Source organism: Niastella koreensis GR20-10 (assembly GCF_000246855.1).
In the GTDB taxonomy this organism is placed as follows: Bacteria; Bacteroidota; Bacteroidia; order Chitinophagales; family Chitinophagaceae; genus Niastella; species Niastella koreensis.
The window spans coordinates 663,257-676,453 of record NC_016609.1 but is presented as its reverse complement, the minus strand read 5'-3'; the positions used below and the strand labels follow the sequence as shown (position 1 = coordinate 676,453).

Annotated in this window: 12 protein-coding genes; 3 read left to right on the top strand and 9 right to left on the bottom strand. The window is 46.0% G+C overall.

Features of this window, described 5'->3' with window-relative positions; translation table 11 throughout:
• Positions 1 to 9: 9 nt before the first annotated feature.
• Complete coding sequence (locus NIAKO_RS02755) at positions 10 to 3,345, bottom strand: SusC/RagA family TonB-linked outer membrane protein (protein WP_014216869.1); 3,336 nt, start codon at positions 3,343 to 3,345, stop codon at positions 10 to 12.
• Between the two features lie 391 nt (positions 3,346 to 3,736).
• On the opposite strand from NIAKO_RS02755, the gene NIAKO_RS02750 reads away from it, so the two are divergent.
• The 3 genes from NIAKO_RS02750 (at position 3,737) to NIAKO_RS36315 (ending at position 5,863) form a co-directional block, all read left to right on the top strand.
• Entirely contained in the window at positions 3,737 to 4,432 is a 696-nt protein-coding gene (locus NIAKO_RS02750) for a FadR/GntR family transcriptional regulator (RefSeq protein ID WP_014216868.1), read from the top strand.
• Positions 4,433 to 4,673: 241 nt separating this feature from the next.
• Positions 4,674 to 5,261, top strand: a complete 588-nt coding sequence (locus tag NIAKO_RS02745; protein WP_014216867.1) for a hypothetical protein — start codon at positions 4,674 to 4,676, stop codon at positions 5,259 to 5,261.
• Between the two features lie 104 nt (positions 5,262 to 5,365).
• A complete protein-coding gene (locus NIAKO_RS36315) occupies positions 5,366 to 5,863 on the top strand; it encodes a response regulator transcription factor (protein ID WP_014216866.1) in 498 nt (165 codons plus the stop codon).
• An 88-nt stretch (positions 5,864 to 5,951) separates the two neighbouring features.
• On the opposite strand, the gene NIAKO_RS02735 is transcribed toward NIAKO_RS36315, so the two are convergent.
• The 8 genes from NIAKO_RS02735 to NIAKO_RS02700 form a co-directional block, all read right to left on the bottom strand.
• Positions 5,952 to 6,638 carry an SRPBCC family protein gene (locus NIAKO_RS02735; protein ID WP_014216865.1) on the bottom strand — a complete coding sequence of 229 codons (687 nt, stop codon included), beginning with the start codon at positions 6,636 to 6,638 and terminating at the stop codon, positions 5,952 to 5,954.
• A gap of 231 nt (positions 6,639 to 6,869) precedes the next feature.
• Entirely contained in the window at positions 6,870 to 7,784 is a 915-nt protein-coding gene (gene moaCB, locus NIAKO_RS02730; RefSeq protein WP_014216864.1) for a bifunctional molybdenum cofactor biosynthesis protein MoaC/MoaB, read from the bottom strand.
• 120 nt (positions 7,785 to 7,904) lie between these two features.
• Positions 7,905 to 8,351, bottom strand: a complete 447-nt coding sequence (locus NIAKO_RS02725) for a molybdenum cofactor biosynthesis protein MoaE (protein ID WP_014216863.1) — start codon at positions 8,349 to 8,351, stop codon at positions 7,905 to 7,907.
• A 112-nt stretch (positions 8,352 to 8,463) separates the two neighbouring features.
• Positions 8,464 to 8,697: a MoaD/ThiS family protein gene (locus NIAKO_RS02720; protein WP_014216862.1), complete on the bottom strand. Its 234-nt coding sequence runs from the start codon at positions 8,695 to 8,697 to the stop codon at positions 8,464 to 8,466.
• A 27-nt stretch (positions 8,698 to 8,724) separates the two neighbouring features.
• Positions 8,725 to 9,909, bottom strand: coding sequence for a molybdopterin molybdotransferase MoeA (locus NIAKO_RS02715; RefSeq protein WP_014216861.1), 1,185 nt, complete (start codon positions 9,907 to 9,909; stop codon positions 8,725 to 8,727).
• Between the two features lie 10 nt (positions 9,910 to 9,919).
• The gene (moaA, locus tag NIAKO_RS02710; protein WP_014216860.1) at positions 9,920 to 10,900 is read right to left on the bottom strand and encodes a GTP 3',8-cyclase MoaA; all 981 of its coding nucleotides are present in this window, start codon (positions 10,898 to 10,900) and stop codon (positions 9,920 to 9,922) included.
• Positions 10,901 to 11,028: 128 nt separating this feature from the next.
• The gene (locus NIAKO_RS02705; RefSeq protein ID WP_014216859.1) at positions 11,029 to 11,631 is read right to left on the bottom strand and encodes a nucleotidyltransferase family protein; all 603 of its coding nucleotides are present in this window, start codon (positions 11,629 to 11,631) and stop codon (positions 11,029 to 11,031) included.
• Between the two features lie 379 nt (positions 11,632 to 12,010).
• Entirely contained in the window at positions 12,011 to 13,168 is a 1,158-nt protein-coding gene (locus NIAKO_RS02700) for an XdhC family protein (protein WP_014216858.1), read from the bottom strand.
• Between the last annotated feature and the right edge of the window lie 29 nt (positions 13,169 to 13,197).

Sequence of the window (13,197 nt, the reverse complement as noted above, 5' to 3'; positions counted from 1 at the left end):
ACAGGTTTACTAAAACCGGGCGGTAGCACCCAGTGAAAACTGACGGGGACGCGGATAACCAATAGCGTCGAACCCGCTGTACGTTTCCGGGTTCACCCCTTTGTACCTGGTGAGGTAACCTATATTGTAAATGCTGCCGAAAACATTTATTCCGCCCAGATGCGTTTTCCGCACCAGGTCTTTTGGCAATTCATACCCCAGGTAAATCTCGCGGAAGGCCAGGAAGTCGCCTTTTGAAAACATAGAGCTTACATCAACTCCATATGAGTTGTTGGTGCCCACAGTTGTAACCTGGCGGATGTAGTTGCGCTGGCCAAAATCATAATCGGCAAATGAAAAGCGCGCATATTTTTTGCCAACGTCACCGGGTTGTTTCCAGATGTCGTTGCCCAGGGCTTCGGCCGGTGCGCCTTCGTTAAAGGCCCTGCCCTGTCCTAACGAACGGGCCAATGCGCCATTGCTGATCACATGTCCCAGGGCATAATCCATGGCAAAGCGCAGCGTAAAGCTTTTGTAGGTGAACGTGTTTTGCATGCCACCGATCTTATCGGGGGTACGATAGCCCATGAATACCATGTCGCGGCTGTCGATGATGTTATCGCCGTTGAGATCGGCCCAAATGTAATCACCGGCATGTTTGCCTGTGGTTTGACCCGCAGGGGAAGCCATCAGGTCTTTTTTACCCCAGGCCGCTGCTTCTGCATCGGTTGAAAAAATGCCTTCTACTTTAAATGCATACAAACTGTTTGGCCGCTCGCCCTCGGCAATACCGCCTACTTCTATTTCGCTTTTTGAAGCGGGATCATATACGGTACCACCATTCTGACGATTTTTTGCCCGGCCATTGTTGGGCAGTTCTACCACAACCGTTTTGTTCAGTGCAAAAGAGAAATTGGTTTTCCATGTAAATGCCTTGTATTTTAAAACAGTGGCGGATAATTCTACTTCAACGCCCCTGTTGCGTAATGATCCGTTGTTATAAACAATAGAAGCAAATGGTCCTTCCAGCGGAAGCGGTTTTGACGACAGCCTGTTTTTTGTAAGTTTATTATAGTAATCTACAGTTACAGTGATCCTGTTCTGCAGAAAGCCGGCATCCACCGCCAGGTCGGTAGTTTGGGTTGTTTCCCAACGAAGGTTTGGATTGGCCAGGTTACTACGCACAATACCTGAGTTTTGCGCATAGGTTACCCCGCTGTAGCCACCATAGGTATCTACCACCTTCAGGTCGTTCAGGCCTGCACCGCCCCAACTTGCCCGGAGTTTCAGCGCGCTTACCAGGTTACTGTGCCAGAAACTTTCATTATTTACATTCCAGCCAACTGCCACAGAAGGGAACAGGGCATATTTATTTCCCGGCGAAAAATACGAGAACCCATCATAGCGAATAGAACCGCTTAACAGGTACCTGCTGTCATAGTCGTAACTGAACTGACCAAAATAACTGGCCGACCGTTTATCTTCCAGAGAAGTACTTAAGTCAGTTACATTCGTTACGGTTTGCCCGTTTACACTGGCAGTAGTAGGTTCTTCAATGGTATACACATAGTCATTGGTAGCCCGTTGTGAACCTAAGGTTATTACGTTATTTTGATTGCGGGTATAGTTAAAACCAGCCAGCACGCTGAGGTTGTTGTTACCAAAGGAATGATCGTATTGTAAAATCTGGTCAACCATCAACTGACGCGTGTTGGTAGTAGTTTCATATTTCTGCCGGGAGGTTGATAATTGTACCGAACCGGGATAGGCCTTACGGAACAACATATACCGGTAGTCATCCATTATATAAGATACTGCTGGTCTGAAGTGCAGGCCTTTTGCCAACGTAACATCACCGGCCAGCCGGGAAATAACACGTTCGGTATTTACCCGGGTATCGTCGTATTTCAAAGTATGAAAACGGTTGCGGGTACTTGTTACTTCACCGAACGTAGGGGTACCATCATCCCGGAAAATGCGGATCAACGGGGTAATTCGGGTAGCGCGTACCAGGTCGTTGGTATAGGACTCTACATAGTTGGGCACTACGTTCTGGTAATTCACCGAGGCATCCAGTTTGAAGTTTTTGGAAACCTTAAAACCAAAGTTGCCCAGTACATTATATCGTTTGTAATTGGTGCCTACAAAAATACCACCCTGGTTTACATAGCCCAGCGACACATTATAATTGGCATTCTCGCCACCGCCATTCACACTGGCATTGTAGTTATCCGTCTGGCCGGTATTCCACAGCAGGTCCTGGTAATGATTATCTGCATACAACAGTCTGGTACCGGGATTGATGGGATCATCCATTACTGCCCAGCCTTTGGTGAGCAAATTGTCTACATAATCCTGTCCTTCAACAGCAACTATATTATCGTATAAAGCAGTGAGGTTGATGGAATTGCTGTATTGTCCTTTTGCAGTAAACGTGGTTGTACCGGCAGAGAAGCCACCTTTGTTCAACAGGTTGTCTTTTTGCAACGCATCGCTGGTATTTTGAACGGTGGTACGGGCCAGGGTTAAATAATCTTTGGCGCTCAGGTAATCATAACTCCGCATCATGGTTTCCCAGTTGTGGCGGTAATTGAGGGTAACCACCGGCTTTGAGCCAAATTTGCCCGATTTGGTTTTAATGACAATTACGCCATTAGCGCCACGGGCGCCGTATACAGCTGTAGAGGCGGCATCTTTCATTACCTGCAAACTTTCAATATCATCGGGGTTCACGTCATTAAGGGAAGGGCGGAACACGCCATCCACCACCACCAACGGGTCCGACCCTTCTACGCTACTGTTTGCATTTCCCCCGCTGGTACCTACACCGGTACCATAATCGTTCAGCTTGGTACCACCACGGATGAGGATATTATTGGCGCCCGAACCTGGCTGCCCGTTTACAATAGGTACCGACACGCCGGCCAGTTTTCCCTGGATGGCCTGCACAGGGTTCGGGTTAGGCTGATTAACCATTTCTTCAGCCGCCAGTTTTGACACGGCCGCTGCTGTTTTGTTTTTGGTTTGGGTCATGTATCCCACCACCACTACATCGTTGAGGGAGGTAGCCGTTGCATCCAGCGTGGCATTCACAATAGTCTGGCCGTTTATGGCCAGTTCTTTTGGTTGGGCGCCTATATAAGAGAACACCAGGGTATCCTTTAACGAATTTACCCTGAGCACGAAATGGCCATTCTTATCGGTAACAACAGCCTTGTTCGTACCTTTTACAGTAACAGTTACGTCTGATAAATTCCCGGCGGAAGCAGTTTTGACGGTTCCCGAAACAACGGGGTTCGTCTGGGCAAATACTGTGGCATTAATCATAAACCAGCAACCAATGAGTAACCAGGTGAGCTTTTTCATAAATGGCTTGACGTTAGTTTTGCAATACAATACGTATTTATGTCCTACATATGACAAATATAGAACTATTGCCATTTAATCCAAATAAATTTGGGAACCAATTTAGCCACGATAACTTTGTGGCCTGTTTTCTGCATGTACCGGAGGCCTGGAACAGGGAGATTCCTTCCTACGCGTTTATTGTATAGAGTGCATCATTTCAATATCTTAGACAGCTAAAATCACTTCGAACCACTTAAGAATTTAATACTCAGCCGATGGCAGAACAGGTTACTTTATCCCCTGTTTACGCAATCGTTTGTGTAAACGTGGATAACTGGTTTGCATATTAAATAACCAAACTCGCATTAAGTATTACATATTCCGCTAATTTTTTATTATTTTTGACCATATGAGCATTGAAAAAGACCTGTTTAAACTGAAGCCTATCGCTTATACAACGATGGCCGACCAGGTGGAGAACCACCTGCGTGAGTACATCATTAAACGCTCTATTAAACCTGGCGACCCTATTCCCAAGGAAACTGAGATAGCCCAGGCACTGGGTGTAAGCAGAAATGTGGTGCGGGAAGCGCTTAGCCGCCTGCGGATGCTGGGCATGATTGAATCACGTAAGAAAAGAGGTATGATACTTACCCAGCCCGATGTAATGAAAGGGCTTGAGCTGATCATACACCCCACTATATTGGATGAACATGTGCGTAAGCAATTATTTGAATTGCGGTTAGTGCTGGAGGTAGGTTTGGGCGATCTGTTGTTCCGCCGCAAATCGGATGAGCATTTGAAAAAACTGGATGCCATAGTTGAACGCGAGCAAAAAGCCACCACACAAATTGAACGCATCCGTTGCGAAGTTGATTTCCACGCCACCTTATATGATATGGCCGGTAACGAAACGTTGAAGCGTTTCCAGGATATCCTGATGCCGGTGTTTGAATATGTAGTGGAATATGAATCAAAGCTAGATCATACTTCCGTTGGCTCGGTTACGCATGCCGACCTGGTTAAAATATTATATGCTAACAATGCAGAGGCATATCCCAATGCCATGCGGAAACATTTGATGCCGCATTTAGATCACCTTTGATAATGGGATAATGGGATAATGGGAAAACGCGTAATACATATAAATGTGTTACGCGTTTTTTTATGCAGTGAGCTTTCTGCCTTTTACCCTTTGCCCTTTGCCCTTTGCCTTTTGCCTTCTCCCTTCTGCCTTATTAACATCGGTTATTGCTCCGTTAATAGACCTCCATCACAGCAAACCTCACGAAATACTGCCGTCCTATAGTCGCTAAATAACAACATTGACGCTAAAAATTTCTTTTATGAAAAACGTATTTATTATCGGCAGTCTGCTGGTGTTTACCGCTACAACCGCATTTGCGCAGGACGAATATGTATATAATCAACCTGCAGGTTTCATTCTGCATAAGACAACTAAAGCGCAACGGGAAGAAAACAGGTTGATAAAAAAAGAAAAAGCAGCCAGTTCCCCTTCTTACATGACCGCACAACATTTCATGGTCGATTTTCCCAATGCTGCCAATGTAAGCTGGAAGCGGGGCAGCTTTGAGGAAGCATCCTTTACATGGAACGGAAAAGAGATGAAAGCTTTTTATGACATGGACGATGTGCTTATTGGCACCACCACTCCTGCCAGCTATAGCGACATCCCTGCCAATGCACAAAAAGATATTGAAAAGTATTACAAGGATTATACGCCTACATCTGTCATTATGTTTGATGACAATGAATTCAACGACACCGATATGATCTTATATGGAAATTCGTTTGAAGATGAAGACAATTATTTTGTGGAAATGACAAACAATAATAAAATTATTGTATTGCAGGTGAACATGCAAGGGTTAGTGTCATTTTTTAAGGACATCTCTTATAGTAATGTTAAATAACCCCTAACAATACCGGTTTCCGGCTATGCCGTGAAACCTGTTTTTAAAATATTTGTTAGTCAACACAATTATTGGTCGAAAAAGTCATTAATACTATACTCTTTATGAAACCTGTTACTATATTACTGGCTGAGGATGATCTGGTGTTGGGCCTTTTTGTAAAACGGGTGTTGCAGCAGGCTGGTTACCGCGTATGGTATTGTATGAATACGTCGGAGGCATGGCAATATTACGCTGATAAAAACCCTGACCTCGTATTACTTGATAATAACAGATCCACAGACTCCAATCTTTTACTGGCGGGAAAAATACGTGAAGTGAACAAGCTTATTCCTATCCTGTTCCTGTCGGGCAAAACATATGAGGAGGAAGTGTATGAAAACATCTGGCCGCAACCGGAAGAGTTGATGGCCACTGAGGCACTGAGTGAAAAAAAGTTGTTGGAAAACCTGCATAGCATGATGCCAGTTGCAGCGCCACCGGAGGCTATTGAACCGGAGTATTCAGCGCAGCGAATGAGGTGGTGCGGGACTGAAGATATATTAATACTTACATCGTTCCTTGAAGATTCAGTGCACCTGAAACAATATGCGCTTAATTAACGATTTCTGATTTTTCGATTTAGGGATTTTGAGATTTAATTTTAAAGCAGAACCCGAACAAATCTCAAAATCCCTAAATCTCGAAATCTCAAAATTGTGATCTGGGTATAAGAACTGTTTCGTGCGTTTCTACAAAGTTCTTAAACTCTCTAATTTCTTCTTCTATCAAACGTTTAGTTACAGGGGTAAATAACCGGGCTATCTGTTCGCCGGCCTTTCCTAACGGAGCATGATAGGTGAATACTACATCAACTGTGGTGCCTTGTCCGCCCAGTGAATCGCGGAAACCAATTTTACCCGCATTATCTATTGAAGAACCAGGCAGACTTTGCCAGGCGATCATTTCGCCATAACGTTCTTTCACGATCTCTGCATGCCACTGCAGGGTGCCTATTTTACCAGGCAGCTCCATTACCCAGTTTGAATACAATTCATCCTGTTCATCTACCTGGCGCAGGTGTTTCATAAACAAGGGCAGATTGCTCAGGTTTCTCCACATGTTGTATACTTCCTCTCGCGGTTTATTAATCACCATCGATACCCTGATATTGAGGGTCCGGCCCGCGGCTACTTTTTCAAAGGAACGGTACATTTCGCCCATTGTACGCCTTCCGGCAATTCCCTTAAAAGTGAGATAACAACCAACGGCAGCTTTTAAAAAACGTCTGGAAGAATTTTCGTTGAATGCACTGCCTATTAACATGATTCCTCCTACAACGGATGCCAGCCTTTGACCGGAGGCTGCGCTCATTAATTTATCACGGTTGCTGTGCATAACTATAGGTTTTAGCATTATAGATTGCATTAAGCATCAAAATACTATACCACGCAGTCAGTTGTTACAAACGTGATTTAATTTACATACCGGCTGAAAGTGTGGCCTTTTTTCTACAAAGAGTAACCAATTGGCAATTGACAATGGACAATTGACAAGGGTTCGCGAATGCGGAATGTTCGACTATTGGCATTTTGATGCCCAATAGGGAAATTGTCTATTGTCTATTGCCTATTGATCATGTCTCATACCATCAGCTACTCGAAATATATGAAACACATACGGGAATAACGCATCCATACTCTCTTCAGTGCCTTTTGTAGAACCGGGCAGCGTGATCACCAGGGTATTTTGAATAAAACCGGCTACCCCGCGCGATAACATAGCGTAGGGAGTACGTTGTTGTCCGTACTGACGGGCTGCTTCCATAATACCGGGTATGGGACGATCGAACAGCGGGCTGATAGCCTCAGGTGTTACATCGCGTGGAGAGAGCCCTGTGCCACCGGTAAATAATACCAGGTTATAACCTTCGCTGACCAGTTGTTTTACTTTCGTTTGAATTACTTCCGCTTCATCGGGGATGATCATGTAGAGGCCTGCATTGAGATTAAACTGCTTTAATTTTTGCAGGATCACTTTACCGGCACGATCTTCTTTCTGGCCGGCTGCAATGCTGTCGCTGCACACGATCACGGCACAACGCAGGTCTTTAGGATAGCTGTCTTTAAAATCAGATTTACCACCCTTTTTATTTTCGAGCTTAATGGTGCTGATCTCAATTCCTTTATCCAGGGGTTTCAGCATATCGTACATGGTGAGCGCCGTTATGCTGGCGCCATGCATGGCTTCCACTTCTACCCCCGTTTTATAAATGGTGTGTACTTCTACCGTGATAATGATATTCAGGCCGTCAATGGAATGGCTGATGGCTGCATATTCCACCGGCAGGGGATGGCAATCGGGAATAACATCACTTGTTTTTTTAATTGCCAGCAAACCTGCTGCACGACTGAATTCAAACACATCGCCCTTGGGCACTTTGCGTTGCTGAATAGCGTCGATGGTTTCCTGTTTGGATACCTTTACTATCGCTGTTGCAGTTGCCTGGCGTAAGCTGGATACTTTATTTGTAATATTATTCATTGTTTTAGTAAATCGTGAAACGTCAAACGTGAAAGGGTCTCTGAAGTTCGGACCTCACTTCTACATACAACCTGTTAACTTGTCAACTTTTTAACCTGTCAACTTTATCAGCTCTGTCAACTATTTATTTTCCTTCCATTGATATGAATCATTCTCGAAGATCTCCTTCCCCCAGATGGGCAACTCCGCTTTTATTCTTTCCACCGTTTCGGTACAGGCTTCTATGGCTGCTGCGCGATGGGCAGATGAGGTAAACACAAACAAACAGATCTCGCCGGCGGCAATTTTACCCAGGCTATGATGCACATGCATACAAACGAGCGGATACTTTGCAAAAATATCTTCGCGGATCTGATGCATTTTCTCCAGCGCCATTTCTTCATAAGCGGTATACTCTATCGCTGCTACCTTGTTGCCTTCGATCACATCGGCGCGTACCTGTCCTAAAAAAATACTATGACCGCCAATGTTTGTTTTTGTATCGTGCTTTTGAATACTCTCTGCAATAAAAGAAGCCGCAATGGGGCCTTGAGTGAAGATGTTTTTTATTTTACGTTCGGTAGTCATTGTTTCTTTTTTTTATTCAATGGCATCTCGTGAAACGTGAAACGTGAAAGGTTCCCGATTGTTCGAAGGTCTGAATAATAGCGAGCATACTCACCACTCACTACTCACTATCTCATCCTCCGGCAAACGGCGGTAACAACGCAACCGTATTATTCCCTGTTAACAAAACATTTCCGTTTACAATCGTTTTATCAACTGCAATAATATAGGGCGCCTTTTCCAATGCCGGATAGCGTTGATTCAACTCTTTGATCAACGTGCCGGTATCGGGAGCATCGTCCATGGTAATGGGCTGATGTCCCAGAATATCTGTCAACTGACCAAACACAATAACCTGAACCGGCATAAAAACAATTTATTTCACAAATTTACTTTACTCTGGTAATACATGAACTTCCACCAACTCACCCTCACTAAACTCCATTTTTTCCTCGGGCAAACACAACAGGCAATTGGCCACGGCAAAGGAACGCAGGCGATACGATTCCTGTGAATCCAGCGGCGTTACGGTTTGCCCATCGTAATAACCCTTTAAGAAAAAGGTGAGCGCTGCATTTTTGGAATAAGGTTTCGACAACGGAGCCTGCACTGTTTTCAAAACAGGCGGTAACTGCATCAATTGCTCCAGGGCAACCAGTACATATTCATAAAAACAGGTGAGCACCGATGAGGGGTTGCCCGGTAACCCAAACACCCATTTGTCTCCTTTTCTACCCACAAACAAGGGCTTACCCGGCCGTTGTTTTAATTTATGGAACAAGGTGGTTACACCACAGGCGGCAGCCGCTTCGGGCACAAAATCATAATTGCCTACGCTTACACCTCCGGTCAATAACACGATGTCGCTATCATCTAATGCATAATTCAACGTGTCTTTTACTACCTGGGGATCGTCTTTGGCTTCAAACACCGGCACCTCCCCTATTTGCAGGGCCTGTAAGGCAGCCCGCAACTGAAAGGAGTTGCATTCATATACCTGTCCATACGACAGTTCCCTGCCTGGTTGCTGCAATTCGTTACCGGTAATAATAATACCTACAGACGGAGTTGGGTATACGGTAACTTCTGCCACACCGGTAGTGGCCATAAAACCTACAGCCGCCGGCGTTAGTTTCTGTCCTTTTGATAACACCAGCTCACCGGCTTTTATTTCGGAACCTTTTAACCGCACATTACTTCCTGCTTTCAGCTGATCGTCGAGAATGGTGAGGTGGTTGTTGGTCACCTGCACTTTTTCCTGCATTACTACGGTATCGGCTCCGGAAGGCGTTGGCGCCCCGGTAAAAATGCGCATGGCCTGGTCCGGCTGTATCAATGATAACTCAGCGGCCCCTGCCGGCACTTCGCCGTGGATAGCGAGTGTTTTATGCAATTCAAACCCGGCAAACGACAGCGCATAGCCATCCATGGCCGATTGATTAAATGCGGGTATATCGGTGACGGCAAAAACATCGGCAGCCAGTATAAGGCCTGCGGCGTCCTGTAATGGAATGGTTGCGGGCGTCAATGCAGTAGCATTGGCGCGGATCATATTTTTTGCTTCTGTTACAGAAATCATGCTGCTGGTATTAACCTCCGATAGTGATCATGCTGCGGTTCTGAATGGCGCTGGCCTCCAGGTGCTCAAAATCGGCACTGAATTGTCCGCCCAGTTCTTTGGCCTTTGCATGAATACTCTGGCGGATCAGAGGAATGATGTCCTGCCCATTGCGAAATGCGGTGAGCAGATCGGTTTCTTCTTTTGAAAAAAGACAATTCTTCATTTTGCCATCTGCGGTCAGGCGCATCCGGTTGCAGGTGCCGCAAAACGGTGCGCTCATGGTGCTGATAACGGCAAAAGTGCCGGCATGTCCCGGTACAATGTATTTCTTTGCAGTATCGTTCCCTTCATCTTTCAATGGAAGGAATGAAAATTCCGATTCTACTATCTGCAGTATCTGTTGCCAGGTAAGTACTTTGTTGCTCGTCCATTTATTTCCCTGGAAGGGCATGAACTCGATAAAACGCACATGTACGGGCGTATCTTTCGTCCAGCGTACAAAATCATTGATCTCGTGATCGTTGAACTCCTTCATGGCCACCACATTCACTTTGGCGCGAATGTCGTTTTCGAGCAACAGGTGGATGTTATCATATACCCGCTGAAACTGATCGCGGCGGGTGATGAGGTGAAATTTATCGGCCTGTAACGTATCTAAACTTACGTTAAGGGAAGTGATCCCAGCCTGTTTTAATATGGGAAGAAATTCATGCAGGCGGGCGCCATTGGTGGTCATGGTTAAGGTAACCGGCAGTTTCGAGAGCGCAAGAATAATGTCGGCGGCATCTTTCCGTACCAGCGGTTCGCCGCCGGTTAACCGGATCTTTTTTACCCCCTGATCAACAAATGTTTTCGCAATAGCCTCGATTTCGTTTGCCTGCATCAGTTTTGAAGCGGGCGTAAACTCGTATTCCTCCTCGGGCATACAATAAAAGCAGCGAAAATTACAATTGTCGGTCAATGAAATCCGTAAATAATCGTGCGCTCTGTTGAACTGATCAATTAACATTTATCCTGCTATATGTTTGTAATACTTTACTTAGTAAAATTAGCTTAAAAAGGGGAGAATCGGGAGGTGAAGTTAATCAGTTGACGGGTTGACACGTTAACGGGTTAACACGTTGAAAGGTTAACACATTAACTTGTTAACCTGTCAACCAGGTCCTGGTATTCTGATTGGGTATCGATATCAAACTTTCCTTCCGGAAATTCAACCGAAGCCACTTCGGCCCCATACTGGGCAATTACCCTCCTCGCTCCCGTGTCGCCCTGTAAATCAAGCAGTTGAGGGAAGAGGGATTTATCAAATAAGGCGGGAATGCCAAGGGTATTGGCATAGGCGCTGGCCACAATGGGTTTGCGGCTTTTTTGCTGTTCATTAATGAGGTCGAGTAATAATCCGGGGGTTACAAAGGGCTGATCGCATACCATAAAGATCACCTGGTCGGGCCCGGGCGTACGGTTGAGCAAGGCCTGCAAACCGCAGCGGATGGAGGAAGCGATGCCCTGCTGCCAGTTTGAGTTATATACCATTTTTACCTGACCGGCATCCAACGCAGCAGCCAAATGTTCGCCATTGGCGCCGGTAACTACTACGGGCTGCGTGGTTACCGTGAGGGCAGTTTGCACCGCATGCTGTAACAATGTTACGCCCTGCCAGGGCAATAATTGCTTGGGCTGCCCCAACCGGGTGGAAGCGCCTGCTGCCAGAATTATTATATCGGTGTGAAAAATGCTCATGGTCTGGTTCTAAGATGGTCTTTGATTAATGGTGATTATAAGTATAATAAACTGGCCGTTGCCGGTTACAGGGATGCTAAATCCTGGGATATCACGCTGTTTTCCCAGGATTTCACTATGTAATCCCAGGATTTCATATTGTTTTCCCGGGATTTGCTATCATTTTCCTAGGATTTAATACCATAATCCCAGGATTTCACCATAGAATCCCAGGATTTGATACCGTTTTCCCAGGATTTTATATCATAATCCTGGGATTTTACCTCATTTTCCCAGGAAAAACTACCTGTCAACGAGTTAACCCGTTAACTTGTCAACCTGTTAACTCGTCAACTTGTTAACTGGTCAACTGGCCAACTCTACCTCTATCAACCTCCCATCAACTCACCCTCACCTCCTCAATCTCCTTCTCCACCCGAGGGTGAATGGTATCGGCGCTGTTGCGCAGCGATTCGCCATTCCGGCCCGCAGTAACCGCTTTTATTTCTGCAATAATGGATAATGCAATTTCTTCGGCATTTTCAGCCCCGATGTTCAGGCCTACCGGTCCATATACAGAGGCCAGTTGTTCGGCCGTAGGCGCTATGCCTTCGGCTTTCAATTCATCCAGCATGCGTACCAGTTTTTTCCGCGGACCTAACATACCTATATAGGGTATGCGCTGGCTAAGCAGCTGGCGAAACACCTTCAGATCATAATTATAATTATGGGTCATTAGCACAAATACGGTTTGTGCATCCAGCACCACCTGTTCCACTACTTTTTCGGGTTTGGTAACCAGCACCTGGTTGGCTGTGGGGAACCGCGCGGTTGTGGCATAGGCGGGCCGGCCATCGGCTACTGTTACCTGCCAGCCGAGCAAATGCGCCATTTGCGCCACCGGCATGGCATCGTTTCCGGCACCGATAATCACTACCGATACGGCAGGTCTTATCAATTCAATAAATGCGGTGAATTGTTTTCCTTCGGCAAGATATGTTTTGGTGGCCGATACCTGGTTGATGAAGGCGGTTTTGGCGTCGGTGGTCAATGCCTTTTGCAAAGCCTCATTAGTCATGCGGGCCGTAATGGTTTCGCCCGGTAATTGTAAAAAGCAGGTGCCGGGTTGCACCTCGCGCCGGTCGTTCAGCGAAAAAAGCATCACCAGCACGGCATGTTGCCGCTGGCCGCTGATGGTTTTTAATAACTGAATGGGATTATCCGGCAGCTCCGGTTGTATGGGTTCTATAACAATATGAATAATGCCTTCGCAGCCCAGCCCTATACCCAGTTTGGCGTCGTCCTCATCAGTCGTATCGTACGTAACCAGCATGGGCTGTTGCTGCGCCATCACCAGCAATGCCTTACGTAAGGCATCGCCTTCAAGGCAACCACCGCTTATGGCGCCGGTCAATTGCCCGTCCTGCGTAATCAGCATGCGCGCACCGGGCCGGCGGTAAGAGGATCCCTGTACATGCACCACGGTTGCCAGCGCTGTTTGTTTGCCCTGTTGCTGCGCCTCCTCATAGGCCCGTATAATGGCCTGGATTTCTTTCATATGAAATAAATTTATGTGCTCCGCTTTAT